Annotated in this window: 15 protein-coding genes and 1 pseudogene; 9 read left to right on the forward strand and 7 right to left on the reverse strand. The window is 62.4% G+C overall.

From position 1 onward, the window contains the following. Positions 1-19 precede the first annotated feature (19 nt). On the reverse strand, positions 20-1,543 hold the full coding sequence (locus RSO67_RS12855) for a permease (RefSeq protein ID WP_315843771.1): 1,524 nt from the start codon (positions 1,541-1,543) through the stop codon (positions 20-22). Beyond that, positions 1,540-2,328, reverse strand: a complete 789-nt coding sequence (locus tag RSO67_RS12860; protein WP_410001848.1) for an ABC transporter ATP-binding protein — start codon at positions 2,326-2,328, stop codon at positions 1,540-1,542. The genes RSO67_RS12855 and RSO67_RS12860 overlap by 4 nt, the downstream gene beginning before the upstream one ends. Before the next feature lie 223 nt (positions 2,329-2,551). Between RSO67_RS12860 and RSO67_RS12865 the strand changes: the two genes are divergently transcribed. The 4 genes from RSO67_RS12865 to RSO67_RS12880 all read left to right on the forward strand — a co-directional run bounded on the left by RSO67_RS12865 (position 2,552) and on the right by RSO67_RS12880 (position 8,047). Further along, entirely contained in the window at positions 2,552-3,247 is a 696-nt protein-coding gene (locus tag RSO67_RS12865; RefSeq protein WP_315843773.1) for a Crp/Fnr family transcriptional regulator, read from the forward strand. A 64-nt stretch (positions 3,248-3,311) separates the two neighbouring features. Beyond that, positions 3,312-3,716, forward strand: a complete 405-nt coding sequence (locus tag RSO67_RS12870; RefSeq protein WP_315843774.1) for a response regulator — start codon at positions 3,312-3,314, stop codon at positions 3,714-3,716. Between the two features lie 194 nt (positions 3,717-3,910). Continuing rightward, the gene (locus tag RSO67_RS12875) at positions 3,911-5,878 is read left to right on the forward strand and encodes a methyl-accepting chemotaxis protein (protein WP_315843775.1); all 1,968 of its coding nucleotides are present in this window, start codon (positions 3,911-3,913) and stop codon (positions 5,876-5,878) included. A gap of 90 nt (positions 5,879-5,968) precedes the next feature. Continuing rightward, positions 5,969-8,047, forward strand: a complete 2,079-nt coding sequence (locus RSO67_RS12880; RefSeq protein WP_315843776.1) for an ATP-dependent helicase — start codon at positions 5,969-5,971, stop codon at positions 8,045-8,047. 6 nt (positions 8,048-8,053) lie between these two features. Here the strand turns inward: RSO67_RS12880 and RSO67_RS12885 are convergent, their stop codons facing one another. Then, positions 8,054-8,971, reverse strand: a complete 918-nt coding sequence (locus RSO67_RS12885; RefSeq protein WP_315843777.1) for a LysR family transcriptional regulator — start codon at positions 8,969-8,971, stop codon at positions 8,054-8,056. 127 nt (positions 8,972-9,098) lie between these two features. Here RSO67_RS12885 and RSO67_RS12890 point away from each other — a divergent pair, with 127 nt between their 5' ends. Further along, positions 9,099-10,040, forward strand: coding sequence for a ring-cleaving dioxygenase (locus RSO67_RS12890; protein WP_315843778.1), 942 nt, complete (start codon positions 9,099-9,101; stop codon positions 10,038-10,040). Then, the gene (locus tag RSO67_RS12895) at positions 10,037-10,684 is read left to right on the forward strand and encodes an alpha/beta hydrolase (RefSeq protein ID WP_315843779.1); all 648 of its coding nucleotides are present in this window, start codon (positions 10,037-10,039) and stop codon (positions 10,682-10,684) included. The genes RSO67_RS12890 and RSO67_RS12895 overlap by 4 nt, the downstream gene beginning before the upstream one ends. 134 nt (positions 10,685-10,818) lie before the next feature. Here RSO67_RS12895 and RSO67_RS12900 read toward each other — a convergent pair whose 3' ends face one another. From RSO67_RS12900 to RSO67_RS12910, 3 genes are all read right to left on the reverse strand, one after another. Then, positions 10,819-12,516, reverse strand: a complete 1,698-nt coding sequence (locus tag RSO67_RS12900; protein WP_315843780.1) for a thiamine pyrophosphate-binding protein — start codon at positions 12,514-12,516, stop codon at positions 10,819-10,821. Positions 12,517-12,723: 207 nt separating this feature from the next. After that, complete coding sequence (locus RSO67_RS12905; RefSeq protein WP_315843781.1) at positions 12,724-13,047, reverse strand: hypothetical protein; 324 nt, start codon at positions 13,045-13,047, stop codon at positions 12,724-12,726. 162 nt (positions 13,048-13,209) lie between these two features. Then, a complete protein-coding gene (locus RSO67_RS12910) occupies positions 13,210-14,220 on the reverse strand; it encodes a class 1 fructose-bisphosphatase (RefSeq protein ID WP_410001849.1) in 1,011 nt (336 codons plus the stop codon). Between the two features lie 155 nt (positions 14,221-14,375). Here RSO67_RS12910 and RSO67_RS12915 point away from each other — a divergent pair, with 155 nt between their 5' ends. Further along, a complete protein-coding gene (locus tag RSO67_RS12915; protein ID WP_315843782.1) occupies positions 14,376-15,350 on the forward strand; it encodes a LysR family transcriptional regulator in 975 nt (324 codons plus the stop codon). A 98-nt stretch (positions 15,351-15,448) separates the two neighbouring features. Then, positions 15,449-16,126 (forward strand): biliverdin-producing heme oxygenase, encoded by a 678-nt coding sequence (locus RSO67_RS12920; RefSeq protein WP_315843783.1) that lies wholly within the window; start codon positions 15,449-15,451, stop codon positions 16,124-16,126. A gap of 6 nt (positions 16,127-16,132) precedes the next feature. On the opposite strand, the gene hemF is transcribed toward RSO67_RS12920, so the two are convergent. Continuing rightward, positions 16,133-17,026: an oxygen-dependent coproporphyrinogen oxidase gene (hemF, locus tag RSO67_RS12925; RefSeq protein ID WP_315843784.1), complete on the reverse strand. Its 894-nt coding sequence runs from the start codon at positions 17,024-17,026 to the stop codon at positions 16,133-16,135. Positions 17,027-17,215: 189 nt separating this feature from the next. Between hemF and hemE the strand changes: the two are divergent. Then, positions 17,216-18,261, forward strand: a pseudogene (hemE, locus tag RSO67_RS12930) (uroporphyrinogen decarboxylase). The last annotated feature ends 735 nt before the right edge of the window (positions 18,262-18,996 follow it).

The following is an 18,996-nucleotide window of genomic DNA, read 5'->3' on the forward strand; positions in this document are numbered from 1 at the left end:
CGCGGGCGGCTTTGTTGTTTCAGGTCCTGACAGGACTGATCTTCCACGTCAGCGCCATGAGGCCTGCCGTCATGACACCCGAGATCACAGAGGCAATCGGCAGCACCAGTGCCAGCGCCGCCGTCGCAGCCCAGCCGATCGACGAGAAGGCTTCGGCGAAGGTCGCGATACGCGATGACGTCTGACGTCGCCTGAACTGGCTGCGCCGTGCCTGCACCCTGAACCAGAGCTGGATGGCCGTCGCCGAGGCTGCCGCCACAACGGTCGCCAATGCCGTCACCGCAGCCAGCTGCAGTGAAACGAGCGCCAGACCTGCGACCATCGGCGTGAACACGGCGGCGATGATCACCAGCACGACTTCGACCTTGGCCGTGACGATCGTGTTTGCCGGAAGCGGTGCGGTCGTCACCAGATCCGCGGCGTCCTCACCGGAGATCGTCAGCCAGGCCAGGCCGCCGGCGAGCTGACCCGCGGCCATCACGATCACTGGGGCCAGCACGATGAAGGCGCCGGCGCCCTCGCCGAAGCTGCGCCACAGCATCAAGGCCGGCGGCAGCAGATACAGCAGTTGCATCAGCGTTTGCGAGACCAACCACGGATCGCGCCACAACAGGATAAACTCCTTGCGACGCAAGGCGTTACGCCGGGATCCCGTCCGGAACGGTCTTGCGACTTTCTTCCGACCAACTTGCGCCAATGGCACGGCACTGGCCACGTAGTTGCTGAATCGCGGCGAGAAGATCGCCATCGTGATGCCAAGCAGGATCAACCCGGCCGCCAGCAGCGGCACCAGTGCTGCGATATCGCCGAGCATCGCGCGCGCGGGCCACCACACCACGCTGTCCGCCGCCGGCGCAAAGGCGGCTGCGGCATCGGAGGTCAGCACGGCAAAACGCGACAGCGTGCCGTAAGAGAGAATCGCCGCAACCTGCAATGCGATGACGAAGCCTGCGCCCGTAACCGCAGAAATAATCTGCGCGACCAGTCGTGTCTTCGCGGGACCGCAAAGCTGAAACAGTCCGACGGTGATGGCGATGGCGCACGCCGATGCGGACAGGCCCATCGCGATGACGACGGCATAGGCGGAGAACCAGCGTGCGCCGCCGCCGATCACCAGCACGTTGACAAAAGGCGTCGCCAGCAACATCGCCATCAGCGTCACCGTCAATGCGATGGCCGCGATGCGAACGGAGAACAGGTTGGTGAGCGGTGCCGGCGACGACATGATGAGATCGAGATCGGCGCGCGCATAAAACACGCGGGTGACGGACTCGATCGCCTGCGACAGAACGAGCGCCCAGGCGAGGAAGATACTCGCAGTGATAACAATCGCCGTCGATTGATCGAGCGGCGTCTGCACATCTGCGAAACGGCCGACCACCGCATAGGCCGGCAAATGCAGGAAGATCACGAAGACAATCAGCAGAAGCGAAATGCTGCGCGGACGCCAGCGACGGCCCGCTGTGAGCATGCCCAGCATCTCTCGCCATGCCAGCCGGACTTCATGGCCGGCAAACCACATCACGCTGGCGGATGGCGTCATGCGGCGACCGGTGCGCCGTCCACCAGCGCCACGAACATGTCTTCGAGGCTGGTGTCGCCCTGTCCGTTCTGCTGACGCAATTCGGCAAGCGTACCTTCGGCGATGAGCCTGCCCGCAGCGATCACGCCGATCCGGTCAGCCATGCGCTCGGCGACTTCGAGAATATGCGTGGTCATGATCACTGTGCAGCCGGAGCGCACGCGATCCTGCAACAGGCCTTTGACATGACGCGCCGACACGGCATCGAGCCCGGTCAAAGGTTCGTCGAGAATGATCAGCCGGGGCTCATGCACCAGCGCGCCGGCCAGCGCCACCTTCTGGCGCGTCCCCTTGGAGAAGCCTTCGCATCGCTCATGCAGATGTGGACCAAGGCCTAGCGATGCCAACAATCCGTGCGACGTGCTCTCTGCCGTTTCAGCATCGCAGCCCCATAGACCGGCAACGAATTCGAGATATTCGAGCGGCGTCAGCTTGTCATAGATCATCGGCTCGTCGGAGACCCAGGCCATGATCTGCTTTGCCGCAACGGGATCGGCGAGCGCGTCGATACCAAGTATCGACACCGATCCTGCATCGGGGCGCAGCAATCCAGCGACCATGCGCAATGTCGTCGTCTTGCCGGCTCCGTTGGCACCCAGGAGCGCATAGAACTCGCCAGCACGAACCGTAAGATCGAGTCCGTCGACAGCTGGCCGATCGAAACGTTTCGTTAACCCTCGCAATTCGAGGGCAGCGTGTGTTGCGGACATGACAGACGATCTGCGCGTTAAGTTGCGTAGCAACATGGAGGGAAGTTGTTTCAGGGCAGTGAATCCGATGACGTAACTACGCCGCGTCACGCGCCTGGTGGTATCTATGTGCGCATCGGCATTGATGACCCCATCAATCCTCCCGCCTACGCATGTGCGTTTGTGATCTATGCCGGCAATTTAACTAGATCTGACGGGAACAATACAACCCTGAATAGATTTACGCTGACCTGCAAAGATCGATCTCCGGAGATTCGCGATGACACGGCTAGCTGCCTTGAAGGTCCCTGCTGTAGCCGAGTTCGATGCGCCGTATTTTCTGATCTGCCCCGGCATCGGAAAGGTTACGACCGACTACAAGAAAAACCAGAACATCTTCTGTCAGGGTGAGACGGCAGATTCTGTTTGTTACATCCTGAGCGGGCGTATCAAGCTCACGGTCCTGTCCGAACAAGGCAAGGAAGCCGTCGTCGGCCTGCTCGAACCCGGACAATTCCTCGGTGAGGGTTGCCTGAATGGTCATCCGTTGCGCACCGTCACAACGACGGCGATGGAAGACTGCACGATTGTTACCATCAACAAGTCGGTGATGCTCGCCCATCTGCGCGATGAGCCGGCTTTCGCAGAATTCTTCGTCGCCTATCTTCTGTCGCGCAACAACCGCATCGAAGAAGATCTGATCGATCAGTTGTTCAATTCAAGCGAGAAGCGCCTCGCGCGCCTGTTACTGATCCTCGCTCACTATGGCGAGGGAGGCGCCAGCCATCCCATCGATATCGACATCAGTCAGGAAATGCTGGCGGAGATGATCGGCACCACGCGGTCGCGCGTCAGCTTCTTCATGAACAAGTTTCGCAAGCTCGGCTTCGTCAGTTATGACGGACATATTCAGGTGCACAGGTCGCTGCTCGATGCGGCGTTTAACGAGAAGCCACATTTGCAACGTGGCATGTAGCGATGCGTGCGTAACCAGACAACCATGCTCCGCACTGGCGCGACGGCATCCAGGGGACCGGCAGATGGCAAGTATCCTGATCGTCGACGATGACAAGGTCGTTCAGATCTTCACCAAATTGATGCTGGAGCGCGAAGGCCACCGCGTCACCTGCGCGAGTGACGGCCCGCGCGCGCGCCACATCCTCCGCAACGCGGATTTCGATCTGCTCATCATCGATATCTTCATGCCCGGGATGAACGGGCTGGAGACGATGAAGCTGGCGCATCAGTGCCGCCCGGAGATCCCGATCATCGTCATGTCAGATCACGCGGCCTCACCGGCAGGCGTGTCAGCGCCCGATTTTCTCGCGATGTCCACCGAGCTCGGCGCCGTCTGTCGCCTCCAGAAGCCCCTCAAATCGGCGGTTCTTCTCTCGCACGTGGACCGGTGCCTTGCGCCGGGGAATGGCTCGTCTCGGCTCCACTAGTATCGTCGCACATTCGATCACGACTGATGCTGGCATCGCCCGAAGCCAAAATCTGCTGCGGCATAATGGAATCATGATACCAGGATACCTACACAGCAGAGGTAATTAAGGGCTCCTTCACTCGGCTTCCCTATTTTCACGTGGAATTTCAGTGCCGCAGCAAAATTGCTTGTCGCGGTCCAAGGGGCACGTCGATGCAAGCACTCAATTCTATTTCGGCACGTATGATTGTCGCCATCACGCTCGTCGCTGCCGGATCGTGCGGCGCGCTCGCTGCCTTCAGCATGTGGCAGCAACAGGCGATCATCGACACGGCCCTTACGCGCGAAGCGCATGACGACTACGCCAATCTCACGGCAGCGCTGAACGCAGAGACTCGCACGGTTCTGGCCGTCGCCGAAACCATGGCGTCGAGCCAGACCTCCAAGGATGCGCTGAAAGCCAATGACCGCGAGCGGATGATCGGAAGCCTCAAGGAAGCGCATCAACTGATCAAGCCGCGCGGCATCGAGTTGATCTCCATCCAGGTTCCGCCGGCCGTAACGTTTGCCCGTGTGCACAATCCCGGCACCTTCGGCGACAATGTCGGCGAACGCCGCAAGATGGTCGTTCAGGGACAGTCGAGCCGGAAGCCTGTTGGCGGCATCGAGCCTGGTCGCGACGCGCTCAACGTCTTCGGCGTCGTTCCCATCATGGACGGCACCACACTGCTCGGCACGATGGATGTCGGCGCCCCCTTCGGCAAGACTTTCGTCGAAAGCATGAAGGCACGTTTCAAGGTTGACGTCGGCATTCATCAGATCGACGGCCAGAACAACAAGGTCATGACCCTGGCATCGACCTTGACGTCGACGGCACCCGACGCTGCGTTGCTCCGGCGCGCGCTCGGAGGGGAAATCGTCACGCAATATGGCGAACTCAACAACAAGCCGGTCGCAACCACCTTCGGCGCGATCAAGAGTTTCTCCGGCGACAACGTCGCCGTGTTCGAAATCACCCGCGATACCAGCAGCTATCAAAGCCTGATGCGCTCGTCGCTCAACTGGCTCGGCATCATTTCTGCCTGCGTGCTGCTGCTCGCGGGCGCCATCGCCACCTGGATGGGACGCTCCATGGCGAAGCCCATCCGCGCGCTCGAAACCGCCATGCGCACGATCGCCGGCGGCAACCACACGGTTGCCGTGCCGGGTGCAGGCCGCAAGGATGAGATCGGCTCGATGGCCGGCGCTGTCGAAATCTTCAAGACCGGTCTCATTGAAACCGAACAGCTGCGCGCCGCGCAGGAAGAACAGCGCGAGCGCGCCCAGAACGATCGCCGCGACACCATGAATGCTCTCGCCTCGCGCTTCGAGGGCAGCGTTGGTACCGTAGTCACCGCCGTCGGTTCGGCTGCCGGCGAACTCCGCAACACCGCGCAATCGATGGCGGCCACCGCCGAGGAATCGACCCGGCAGACCGCAGCCGTCGCGGCAGCGTCCGAGGAGGCCACGCAGAGCGCTCAGGCGGTCGCCGCTGCTATCGAGGAGCTCAACGCCTCAATCAGCGAGATCGCACAGCAGGTCAACGAATCTGCCCGCGTCGCCGGCGATGCGGTGTCGCAAGCGAACGTCACCAATAGCGAAGTGCAGAGCCTCGCGGAGGCGGCACAGAAGATCGGCGACGTCGTCAAGCTGATCAGCGAGATCGCTGCGCAGACCAACCTGCTCGCACTCAACGCCACCATCGAAGCGGCCCGCGCAGGTGAAGCCGGCCGCGGCTTCGCCGTCGTCGCTTCCGAAGTGAAAGCACTGGCTACCCAGACGTCGAAGGCAACGGACGAAATCTCGGCACAGGTCGGCGCGATTCAGAACGCCACGAAGCTCTCGGTGGGTTCGATCCAGAGCATCACCTCGACCATCGGCCGCGTCAGCGAGATCGCAAGCGCCATCGCCGCCGCCGTCGAGGAACAGGGCGCAGCCACGCTCGAAATCGCCCGCAACGTCGCCGAAGCCGCCCGCGGCACCGGCGAGGTCTCGCAAAACATTGCCGGCGTCAATGACGCCGCCCGCGAGACCGGCCTCGCCGCGTCGCGCGTGGTGGAATCGGCCGCGGACCTGTCACGCAACGGCGAAGACCTCCGCACGCAGGTCGATGTGTTCCTGCGCGAAGTGCGGGCGGCCTAATTCTTCCAGCGGCGCGCTTCGGCACGCCGCTCTTCCATTGCGAACAAAGCGGGAATCAGCGAGCGTGATTCGTCACCTCGGATACATGCCTTGCTCGCTCAAGCCTCTTATCTCGACGCCCTCAATCCAGAACAACGCCGTGCCGTCGAGCATGGCGTGTTCCCGCAGGGGAACAGCATCACGTCTGCTCCGCTGTTGGTCATCGCCGGTGCCGGTTCCGGCAAGACCAACACCCTCGCACACCGCGTCGCGCATCTGATCGTCAATGGCGCCGATCCGCGCCGCATCCTGCTGATGACCTTCTCGCGGCGCGCGGCCAGCGAAATGAGCCGCCGCGTCGAACGCATCGCGCGCAAGGTGATGGGCGACAATGCCGGCGTCATGACCGACGCACTGGCCTGGGCCGGCACCTTTCACGGCATTGGCGCGCGACTCCTGCGGGACTATGCCGAACAGATCGGACTCGATCCTGCATTCACCATTCACGACCGCGAGGATTCCGCCGACCTGATGAATCTGGTCCGGCACGAACTCGGCTTCTCCAAAACCGAGACGCGTTTTCCGACCAAGGGCACGTGCCTCGCGATCTACTCCCGCTGCGTCAATTCCGAGACCGAGCTCGATCACGTGCTGGGCGCCTCCTATCCGTGGTGCGCGGCATGGTCGGCCGAGCTGCGCGAGCTGTTCGCCGGCTATGTCGAAGCCAAGCAGAAGCAGAACGTGCTCGATTACGACGACCTGCTGCTGTACTGGGCGCAGATGGCGAGCGAACCGCTACTGGCTAGCGATATCGGCGGTCGCTTCGATCACGTGCTCGTGGACGAATATCAGGACACCAATCGCCTGCAATCGGCGATCCTGATGGCTTTGAAGCCCAACGGGGCGGGCCTCACCGTCGTCGGCGACGACGCGCAGTCGATCTATTCGTTTCGCGCCGCCACAGTGCGCAACATTCTCGATTTCCCCAGGCAGTTCAGTCCACCCGCGCAAATCATCACGCTCGACCGCAACTATCGATCCACGCAACCGATCCTGGCAGCGGCCAATGGCGTGATCGATCTCGCGCGCGAGCGCTTCACCAAAAATCTCTGGACCGATCGCGTCTCCTCCGCCAAGCCGCAACTCGTCACCATCCGGGACGAGACCGATCAGGCCCGCGCCATCGTTGCGCGTGTGCTCGACAATCGCGAAGGCGGCATGAAGCTAAAGGAACAGGCCGTGCTGTTCCGGACGTCGTCGCATAGCGGGTCGCTTGAGGTAGAGCTGACGCGGCGGAACATTCCATTCGTCAAATTCGGCGGACTCAAGTTTCTCGATGCCGCGCATGTCAAGGACATCCTGGCGCTGCTGCGTTTCGTCGAAAACCCGCGCGACCGGGTTGCCGGTTTCCGCCTGATGCAATTGCTGCCCGGTGTGGGACCTGCATCGGCGCAGCGTGCGCTGGATCACATGATCGCAGCGCCCGATCCGATCGACGCCCTTGTTCACGCACCGGCTCCGCCGCGCGCGGCCGCCGACTGGCGCGACTTTGTCGAGGTCATCAGTGAAATCAAATCAGGCCGTGCCGGCTGGCCCGCCGAACTGGAACTGGCGCGGCGCTGGTACGAGCCGCATCTCGATCGCATTCACGAGGATCCGCTGGCGCGCCGCGCCGATCTGATCCAGCTCGAGCAGATCGCGTCAGGCTATCCGTCGCGAGAACGTTTTCTCACCGAACTCACGCTCGACCCACCGGACGCGACCAGCGATCAGTCTGGCGTGCCATTGCTCGACGAGGACTATCTGATCCTTTCGACCATCCACTCCGCCAAGGGGCAGGAATGGAAATCGGTCTATGTGCTGAATGTGGTCGATGGGTGCATGCCGTCGGATTTGGGCACCGGCACATCCGCCGAGATCGAGGAGGAGCGCCGGTTACTCTACGTGGCGATGACGCGCGCCAAGGACGATCTGCACCTGATGGTGCCGCAGCGCTTCTTCACCCATGGCCAGCACGCGCAAGGCGACCGCCATGTCTATGCGTCGCGCACGCGTTTCATACCCGAAGCGCTGCTCCACCTGTTCGAACGCACGACCTGGCCACAGGTCGCGGCAGTCGATCCGGCGCGTGCGGCCGCGCAGGGTGTGCGCATGGACATCAATTCCCGCATGCGCGCGATCTGGCGCTAATTCGCCCTACGTTTTGAGTTGCTTGTCCCACTCGGGCACGCCGCTGAAGCGCGCCACCAGGAAGTCGATGAACAGCCGCACCTTCACGGCGAGATGCCGCGTCGGTGGATAGATCGCATAGAGCGTCAACGGCGGCGCCTTGTAGGCACTGAGCACACCGCGCAGAGATCCTGCACGTAATGCATCGCCGGCAATGAAGGTCGGCAGCAGCGCGACTCCCCTGCTTTTGATGGCGGCATCGCGCAGCACCTCGGCATTGTTGACGCAGAGCGTCCAGCTCGGCTGGATCCAGTGATCGTCACCATTCTTGCCCGTGAGCTTCCATTGATTGCCCGTGAGCAGGAAGCCGTAAGTCAGAAGTGCGTGGCTGCGCAGGTCTTCCGGCAGCTTTGGCGTACCGTGCTGCCTGAGATAATCCGGCGATGCACAGACGACGCGATCAATGGCGACGATCTTGCGCGCAATGAGGCTGGATGATTCCAGATCGGCGATACGCAGCGTGACATCGAAGCCACCCTGCATCGGATCGACCTGATCGTCCGAGAGTACGAGCTGAATTTGCAGCTCCGGACATTGCGCCATGAAGTCGGCGATGGCCGGCCCGAGTTGCAGCGTGCCGAATGACATCGGCGCATTGACGCGCAGCAATCCGCGCGGCGTCGATTGCGCCTGCGCCACCGCCTGATCGGCGGCATCCAGATCGGCCAGAATGGTCAGCGCGCGTTCGAAATAGGCCTGGCCATTCTCGGTCGCGCTGGCGTGACGCGTGGTGCGGTTGAGCAATTGCACGCCAAGGTCCTGTTCGAGCTCGCCGACATATTTGGAGATCGCCGAACGCGACAGCCGCAGTTGCCGCCCAGCCTCGGAGAAACTGCCGAGTTCGACGACTTTGACGAAGGCGCGCAGGCTGTTGAGCTTGTCCATGGGCATTCCTGACTGTCACCAATTCATAGACAGTCATGTCACAAATAGCCAGATTGTCTTTGATTGGGGATCGCCCAATTATCCAGGCAACGGAAGACGAGACGCCTTCCCAACCAGGAGACAGACCATGTCAGGCATCCACCATGTGACCGCAATCGCCGGTAACGCCTTGCGGAATTTCGACTTTTACACCCGCGCGCTGGGCATGCGCTTCGTCAAGAAGACCGTCAATTTTGACGATCCGGGCACCTACCACTTCTATTACGGCGATGAGACCGGCAAGCCGGGCACCATCCTGACCTTCTTCCCGTGGGAGCATGCCGCGCCCGGCCGCGGCGGTGTCGGCCAGACCCAGCAGACCTCGTTCCGGGTCCCTGCCCGCTCGCTCGGCTACTGGACGCATCGCTTCATCGAGAAGGGTATTGCCCATGAGGCGCTCGAAAAGCGCTTCGGCGAAGCCGTACTGCCCTTCACCGATCCGGACGGCATGAGCCTTGCTCTGGTCGGCGTTGCCGGCGCGGAGAACGAGCCCGGCTGGAGCAATGGCGACGTTCCGGCGGAGCATGCGATCCGCGGCTTCCATGGCGTGACGCTGCTGCTGGAGAAGGCCGAAAAGACCAGCGCGATCCTCACCGACGTGTTCGGCTTCAGGGAAACCGCGCGTGAAGGCTCAATCATCCGCCTGAGCGCCGACAGCGTCGAAGGTGGCATTGTCGACATCTACGAAGCCGGTGGTTTCCTGCCGGGACGTCAGGGCCGCGGTTCGGTGCATCACGTCGCCTTCCGCGCCATCGATGATGCCGATCAGCAGGTGATGGCCAACAAGCTGGTGAAGACTCATGGCCAGCAGCCGACGGAGCAGAAGGACCGTAACTACTTCCGCTCGGTCTATTTCCGCGAACCCGGCGGCGTGCTGTTCGAGATCGCCACCGACATCCCCGGCTTCGCCGTGGACGAGCCCGTCGAATCCCTCGGCGAGCATCTGAAGCTGCCCGCGTTCCTCGAAAAGCATCGCAGCGAGATCGAACGCGTGTTGCCGGTGCTCGATATCGAAAAGGTGGCGTCATGAGCAATGACCTGTCCCACATCCATCGCTTCGTGCCGGGCAACCGGCACGAGGCAACACCGCTCCTGCTGCTGCACGGCACCGGCGGTGACGAAAGCGATCTGCTGCCGCTCGGCGAGGCGATTGCGCCGGGCGCGGCCCTACTCTCACCGCGCGGCCAGGTGCTGGAGCATGGCATGCCACGCTTCTTTCGCCGGCTCGCCGAAGGCGTGTTCGACGAGGACGACGTGGTCAGTCGCGCCAACGAGCTCGCGGACTTCCTCACCGAAGCACGCAAGCGTTACGGGCTCAAAGCACCCATCGCGCTCGGCTATTCCAACGGCGCCAATATCGCGGCCGCGATGATGCTGTTGCGGCCGGACGTGCTGGCGGGCGGCATCTTGCTGCGGGCGATGGTGCCGTTGCGTGAGGCGCCGGCGGCGGATCTTGCCGGCAAACCGGTCCTGATCGTATCAGGCCAATCCGATCCGATCATCCCGCCGAGCAATTCGCAGCGACTCGCCGTGATGCTGACGAAAGCGGGCGCCCATGTACAGCACCGCACGCTGCCCGTTGGCCATCAGCTCTCGCAGGCGGATCTGACCATTGCGAAAGAATGGTTCGGGAATGTTGAGGTGGCGAGACAGCCAACGAGCGTGGCCGTTTAACTTTTCATCGCCCCATACACTCGTCATGCCCGGGCTTGTCCCGGGCATCCACGTCTTCGTTCACGCGCAACAAGGCGTGGGTGGCCGGGACAAGCCCGGCCACGACGTGGGGAGAGATCTGCGCAGGAAATTCGTTAGAGGTTCGCGCCGCTGAACATCTCGCTGTACCAATCCGCAATCAGCTTCGGATTGATCCGGCCGTCGACGATGAACACGCCCTGCGCACCATCGGCGACCCAAGTCTTCACGGCATCGAGATCGGCGAGCGTCCGCACCACCACGCCATCGGCGCCGTAGCCGCGCGCGATAGCGGCAAAATCGGTGACCGGGAATTGCGCCATTCCGGCATTGTAGCCTTCTGGCCCGAAGTGATGCACTTCAGCGCTGTAGGCGCTGTCGTTATAGATGAAGATGCAGATGCGCTTCTTCAGCCGCACCGCGGTTTCAAGCTCCGCAATCGACATCAGGAAGCCGCCGTCACCGACCGCGAGCACGGTCAGCCGCTCCGGCTGCGTCACTGCCGCACCGATCGCACCGGCAAGGCCGAGGCCGATCGACTGGAACGCGATCGGAATGCACCAGCCTTTATGGTCGGGCGCGGAAATATAACGCGTCACCCAGCCGACGAAATGCCCGCCGTCGACAACGACGGTGCGATCCTTCGGCAGGATATCGTCCATCGCCTTGCTCAGCGTGCGCGGATCGATGTGTTCGGCAGTGCTGGTGTCGTCATAGGCCAGATTGTGATTGCCCCTGGCAGTCATCACCGCGGCAACCTCTGGCGTGCGCCAGCCGGCCTCGCTGGGCGGCGTCTTGTCAAACGCCTGCAACACGGCAGTGGCCACAGCGGAGGCATCGCCTTCAAGTTCGAGATCGACCGGACGATGGACGCCGATGCGGCCCTTCTCGACGTCGATCTGCACGAGCTGGGCATAATCCGAAATCAGCTTGCCCTTCTTCGTGGTCCACATGTTCAGCGACATGCCGAATGCCAGGATCATATCGCTCTGCGCAATCAGTTCGGCCGTGGCCTTCGACGAGAAACCGCCGGCCACGCCGAGATTCCACGGATGGCCGGAAAACATCCCGTGCGCCTGCAATGACGTCGCCAGCAGCGCGCCGAGTTTGTCGGCCAGTTGCACCAGTAACGGCTGCGCATCGGCCACGACAGCGCCATGACCCGCCAGGATCAGCGGTCGCTTCGATGTCCGGATCGTTGCCACGAGTTCGTCCAGCTTTGCCGGATTAATCGTGACCCGCGGCATGATCGGCAAATGCTTCTTGCCCATTGTCGCCGCGACCTGCATTTCCTGCACATTGATCGGCAGGCTGAGCACGACCGGCTTGCGCTCGCGCAGCGCCAGCGACGCCGCCTTCCAGGTGTCGGCATAAGCGCTCTGTGCATCGGCGATCTGCCGCCATTCGCCGCCGACCGCGTGAACGAGTTCGGATTGATTAAAGGCAAATGCCGACTGCTTGTCGCCCAGCACCACATCGCCTGCGAGAACGAGCAACGGCGTGTCGCTCTTGGCCGCTTCGCCGATGCCGGTGATCGCATTGGTCAAACCCGGCCCCGCCGTCACACTGACGATGGTCAGGTCATGCGTCAGACGCGCCGCCACATCGGCCATGCTCACCGCGCCGCCCTCATGGCGTGCAGCAACGAATTCGACACCGAACTCGGTGAGGCCGAGCGTCACCTTGAAGTTTGCGCCGCCAACGAGACCGAAACAGCGCTTGGCGCCAATATCGGCGATCGCACGTGCGACCTCGCGCCAGACGGTCGAACTGGCCGGGGTGTGGTCGAGAACTGCAGCGGATGAGGATGTCATGAGGTCACTTTGCACCGATCGCGATCTCCTCGACATTCAAGGATCGGGCCAAAGTAGTTTAGGTCTAAAGGAATTGCCATATGTCGATCACGCTGGCCCAATCACGTGATCGGGAGAGCGGAACAGGCCCAGAATTGCCATCTGCGGTGATCCGCAGTGGCCAATTCCGCGCAGATGCGCCTTAATTCAGGGCAGATCGGTCGGCGATTACGCCCGTCCGGCGATCACCATGCTGTGCAGGTCGTCGGCCATCTTTGGCGCAGCCGCGTCTTCGAGCGACGATCGCAGGGCCTCGATATCGGCATCCGGCACGGGGCGCCACCCGCAGGGGCACTGGCCGTCCTGATGGGCAGCAGCAACTTCGCGATAGGTCGAGCCGATCGCGGTTGCCAGAAGACGCATGACCACATCGGGCGCCAGACGTGAACTGTCGAGCACGCGGCAGAACGTCGTCATGATGGCCTGGTTGAGATAGGTCTGTGCCGAATTCTCGTCGGTGATATCAGAGACCTTGACCTGCTGCGGAAGCATGCGCGTATCCTTTGCGACCCCTGCGTTTGTCTAGGCCGCGGTCACGTCATGCTCAACCCGTTTCGGGCCGGCTGGCCTTAGAAGCCCTCAAGCCTGTCATGTTTTGAATTGGTCAAAACAGGATGTGTCGTGCGCACATTCTTTGTTCGGCTGCGCTTTGCTTTATTCTGCTGCAGCTTGCGCTTGTCCCGCGCTGGCATCGAGATGCATGGTCTCGATACGTCTCACCTTGCTGATCGAACCCATGATCAACGGCACGCGCTGATGGATTGCCGTCGGCGCAAGATCGAGAATACGGGTACGGCCCGTGGTCGCGCCGCCGCCGGCCTGTTCGACGATGAAGGCCATGGGATGCGCTTCATAGACGAGACGCAGCCGGCCATCGGCATAGCCCTTGCGCGCATCGGACGGATAGAGAAACACGCCGCCGCGGATCAGGATGCGATAGGCCTCGGCGACCAGGGCTGCAATCCAGCGCATGTTGAAATTCTTGCCACGCGGGCCATCGACGCCGGCGAGGCACTCCTCGACAAAGTCGCGCACCGGCGCTTCCCAGTGGCGATGGTTGGACGCGTTGATCGCATATTCCGCGCACTCGGCCGGGATCTGCACGCGCTGGCGAATGCGCTTGTAGCTTCTTGCTGTGCGATCGAGCGTGAAGATATCGACGCCATCACCGAGCGTGAGGACCAGCGATGTCTGCGGGCCGTAGACAACGAAGCCGGCAGCAATCTGTGCGCTGCCTTTTTGCGTGAATGGGATCGCGCCCTTCGAGGTCGGCATGATCGAGAAGATCGTGCCCACCGTCATATTGGTTTCGATATTCGACGAACCATCGAGCGGGTCATAGGCGATGTCGAGCAACCCGCCGCTATCACTGATATCCGCTGTCTCGGCTTCCTCGGAGGCCAGCGCTGCCCAGGACACCGGCTTCAGCGCCGCGCGAACGATCTCGTCGGCGCGGACATCGAGATCCTTCTGCACGTCGCCATCGGCGTTCTGCGCGCCCTGCGCCTCGCCGGTAATTCCGGCCAGCGCGCCGCAGCCGATCAGGTCGGAGATTTCGATGGAGGCCTTGGCGAAGGCATCGACCGCAGCAGCGACGGCCAGCCGCAGCGGGTCCTGTCCGGCATAGTCAGCCGTATATCGGGACAGGGGCATGTGGTCGGTCATCGCAATCTCCGCAAAATACTGGGCTCCTTCTGGCACATGGCCGTGTCCGGAAGGCCCGGGAATGGCAGAAATGGGTCATTTTGCCCACAGATATTGACCCTCGGGGCCAAATAAAGGAACTTTCGTAAAAATTAGGCGGCGAAAGTTTTCCTTATATGACGAAGCGCTTCCGCGACATCTCGATCCGCCAGCTGCGTGCACTGGCCGCCGTCGCCGCCAGCGGCAGCATTACGGCGGCAGCTTTGAAGATGCGCCTGACACAGCCGGCTGTCACCTTGCAACTGCGCAACCTGCAAGGCCTCGCCGGCCTGCCGCTGATCCAGCGCACCGGCGACGGAATGGTCCTGACCGATGCCGGCCGCGAGGTGTTGGCGCTGTCGGAACGGATCGAGGCGGCGATGGCCGCCTGCGCAACATCGCTGGACATGATGGCCGGCAAGACCGGCGGGCGCATTTCCATCGGCGCCGTCAGCACCGCGAAATACTTCGTGCCCTTCGCCATCTCCGCCTTCGCGAAGCTCCATCCCAAGATCGAGATCTTGCTGACGGTCGGCAATCGCGAGGAGACCATCGCAGGTCTGCGCAGCTACGATCTCGATATCGCGATCATGGGCCGGCCGCCCGTCGGGATCGACATGGATGTGAACCTGATCGGCGATCATCCGCATGTGATCATCGCACCGAGCGATCATCGCCTCGCGAGCAAGGCGCGCCTCTCTATGAGCGATCTTGCAGGCGAGACTTTCCTGACGCGTGAGCCCGGCTCGGGCACGCGCGGGTTGATGGAGCAATTGTTCGAGAGCGCAGGCTTGCGTGCCACGATCGGTATGGAGATGGACAGCAATGAGACCATCAAACAGGCCGTGATGGCCGGGCTCGGCATCGCCTTCATCTCCGCGCATACGGTGGCCACCGAACTGGAGCAGCGGCGACTGGTGATGCTGGATGTGATCGGCCTGCCGATCATCCGGCAATGGTTCGTGCTCAACCGCAAGGACAAGGTGCTGCTGCCGCCGGCGCAGGCAATGCGCGCATTCCTCGCCGCTCAGGGCGCGCAGTTCCTGCCTGCGACGGAAGCCGGCAAATCTGCGCCGGCGCGCCGCAAGTCTCGTAGCCGCGCAGCGCTATAGCGACCGACCTGGCCTCACCTTGTAGCATCCGGCGAGGGTGATATGGTGTCGCCAGCCCGAGCGCCAACACATCCCTTTACCAATCATCGGAGAATTCAATGCCTGCTGTCTCGGCAGATAGCACTGCGCCCGTCAGCGTCGTGACCGCCCTTTATCTCGGCACCAAGGTGCTTCACACCGAAGCCGAGCGCTCCGGCATCATCAAGGACATGTTGCGCGGTGACGTCAGCCGCAAGGGCTATGTCCTGCTGCAACGAAACCTGCTGGCCGCCTATCAGGCGCTGGAAGCCGGACTTGAGAGCCATCGCGACACGCCTGTGCTCGCCGCACTCGCCCAGTATCGGCTCGATCGCGCATCGGCGATGCAAGCCGATCTCAATGTGCTGTGCGATGGCGATTTTTCTGCTGTGCCGATGCTGCCTGCTGGCGAAGCCTATGCCAAGCGCATCGTGGATGCCGCCAAGGGCGACGGCGAATTGCTGATTGCCCATGCCTATACGCGCTATCTCGGCGATCTCTCCGGCGGCCAGATTCTCAAGCGTCTGCTCGCCAAGAAGCCCGGCCTCGCGCCGGAGGAATTGTCGTTCTACGACTTCCCGGCCTATGCCGATTTGGCAGCGCTGAAGTCGGACTATCGCACCGCGCTCGATGAAGCCGGCAAGCTTGCCAAGAATCCGCAGGCGATCATCGATGAAGGCTCGGTCGCGTTCCAGCTCAACACGGATCTGTCCTGGGCCGTGCAGGGTGCGATCGAACAGGCGCCGAGCGCAGCCTGATCGACCTTACTTCCAGCTGACCAGCGGCGGCATCGAGCTCAGAATATTCTCGACGTTGCCGCCGGTCTGCAGGCCGAACATCGTGCCCTTGTCGTAGAGTAGATTGAACTCGACATAGAGCCCGCGCGTTTCGAGCTGCTGCGCGCGCTCTTCCTCGGTCCAGGCTTCCTGCATCCGTGCACGCACGATGCGCGGATAGACATCGAGGAAGGCCGAGCCGACGTCACGCGTGAAGGCGAAGTCCTTCTCGAAATCGCCGGTGTTGAGCTGATCGAAGAAGATGCCGCCGACGCCGCGCGCCACGCCGCGATGCGGCAGAAAGAAATAGTCGTCGGCCCAGGCCTTGAACTTCTTGTAGTAAGCGGGATCATGCGCATCGCAGGCGCCGCGCATCGCATCGTGAAACGTGATCGTATCCGGCGCGTCGACCTTGCGCTGCTCGGGCAGCATCGGCGTCAGATCCGCGCCGCCGCCGAACCAGCCCACGGCCGTCGACAGGAAGCGCGTGTTCATGTGCACGGTCGGCACGCGCGGGCTGCGCGGATGCATGATCAGGCTGATGCTGCTGGAGACGTAGTCGAGCTGCGATCCGCCGCCGGGCATTTGCCGCGCCATCTCCGGCGACAGCTTGCCATTCGCGGATGAGGTGTGGATGCCGATCTTCTCGAACAGGCGACCGCCCGAGAGGAAACCACCGACGCCGCCGCCGATGCCTGTCGCGCGGGTCCACGGCTTGTAGGTGAAGGTGGCCGGCGCGCCCGAAAACAGCGCCTGCGGCGCCTCGCGCTCCAGCGCCTCGATCTCGGCGCAGATGCGGTCGCGGAGGGATTCGAACCAGACCTTGGCGCGGGTGCGGTTCTGTTCGATTTCTGGACTGACGATCGGGGTCATGATGTTCATGGTCTTTTCGCTCATGATGTTCGTACAGTCTATATGCCGCCTGCGGCGCGATGACACCTTGAGATGCGTCAAAACGTGAGGTGAATCGCCGGTTTTGCGGAATTGCCGCGCCTCGCCAAGAGCGAAGCGGCGGTGTATCAGAGGCGGCAAAATCATGCCTTTCGGCACCAGTTTCCGGAACCCAAGCATTTGACCCAGTCCACGCCCCGCAAGCCGTTCCTCGATGTCCTCGCCGGCCAGCGCCAGGCGGTGCCGCCGCTCTGGATGATGCGACAGGCCGGGCGTTATCTGCCTGAATATCGCGAGGTTCGCGCGCGGGCCGGTGGTTTCCTCGACCTGTGTTTCAATCCGGATTTCGCCACCGAAGTGACGCTGCAGCCGATCCGGCGTTTTGGTTTCGATGCCGCGATCATCTTCTCGGATATCCTGGTGATCCCCTATGCGCTCGGCCGCTCGGTCCGCTTCGAGGTCGGCGAAGGCCCGCGGCTCGATCCATTGGACACGCCGGAAAAGGTCGCGACGCTCTCACCCGAGGCGGATTTCACCAAGCTCGAACCGGTGTTCGAAGCACTGCGCCGCGTGCGCGCCGAGCTCAATCCGAAGATTACACTGATCGGCTTCTGCGGCGCGCCTGGACCGTTGCGACCTACATGGTCGCCGGCAAGGGCACGCCGGATCAGGCGCCGGCGCGGATGATGGCCTATCGGCATCCGGAGGCCTTCGCCAAAATCATCGACACCATCGTCGAGAACTCGATCACTTACTTGCTCAGCCAGCTCAACGCCGGCGCCGATGTACTGCAGATCTTCGATACCTGGGCCGGCATACTGCCCGCAGCGGAATTCCAGTGCTGGTCGGTGGAGCCGACCAAGCGCATCATCGCAGGTGTGCGTGCAAAGGTGCCGAATGCGAAGATCATCGGCTTCCCGCGCGGCGCCGGCGCGCTGCTGCCGAGTTATGTCGGCGCCACCGGTGTCGATGCCGTGAGCATCGACTGGGCCGCCGAACCGTCATTCGTGCGCGAGCGGGTGCAGAGCCACGTCGCCGTGCAGGGCAATCTCGATCCGCTGGTGCTGATCGCCGGTGGCGCCGCGCTCGATCGCGCTGTCGATGACGTGCTGGCGAATTATGCCAGCGGACGCTTCATCTTCAATCTCGGCCACGGCATCCAGCCGGAAACGCCAATCGCCCATGTGGAGCAGATGGTGAAGCGGGTGCGGGATTTCAGGGGATAGCTTTGCTCCTTTATCCCTCCCCCTAGCGCGACACAGTCGAGCGACGTGGGGTCTGGCGCCTGCGCGCCATCGCCGATGTGAATGTCAAACAGCCACTGCGCTTCAGACATGCGTCATCACCCCCATTATTTGCGGCGCGGGGGCGCCGTCGTGGTTTGCATTCCCGCCCCCTTGTGAGAGGGCGTGCGGAACGCCGGGTGCCCGTTGCACCCTTGGGCCTGATGCGAATGCGGTCTTCCGCAAGTGTGAGTGCATCAGGACTTTCGGATTCGCCGAGCGAGTGCCCGACGTTCCGCATACGGTGTTTTTTCGGTTGCTTGCGCGTTGCCATGGCGAACGATCCCATCACCAAAATTACAGTCCCAAGGCGAATGGGACAGGGTGCCTCAAGCGAGTAAGCCGGACGCGTTTTGACTTGGTCGTCCGTCACACTGTCCAGGGGTCTTTCCATCCCAAGGTCGGCCGTCTCCTTGCCAGTGGCAGTGCTGGCGCAGATCCGTCCTGCCCGAAGACAGACGTCCCCCATGAACCGCGTAACGCCGCATCTCCGGCGTCCACCGCATCCCACCCCGCGAACGTGACGATCGCGATCGCCCCTCTCGGTGGGGCAGGACGAAGGGGAATATAATCCATGTTGGCGCATTGTCAACGGAGGGTAGGAAAAAATGTTTCGGTGCGCCAAACTGTCATTCCCCGGCAAACCAATTGGTTTGCCTGAGGGCGGGACCGGCGCCG

Origin of the sequence: Tardiphaga sp. 709 (genome assembly GCF_032401055.1) — a bacterium.
Taxonomy (GTDB): Bacteria; Pseudomonadota; Alphaproteobacteria; order Rhizobiales; family Xanthobacteraceae; genus Tardiphaga.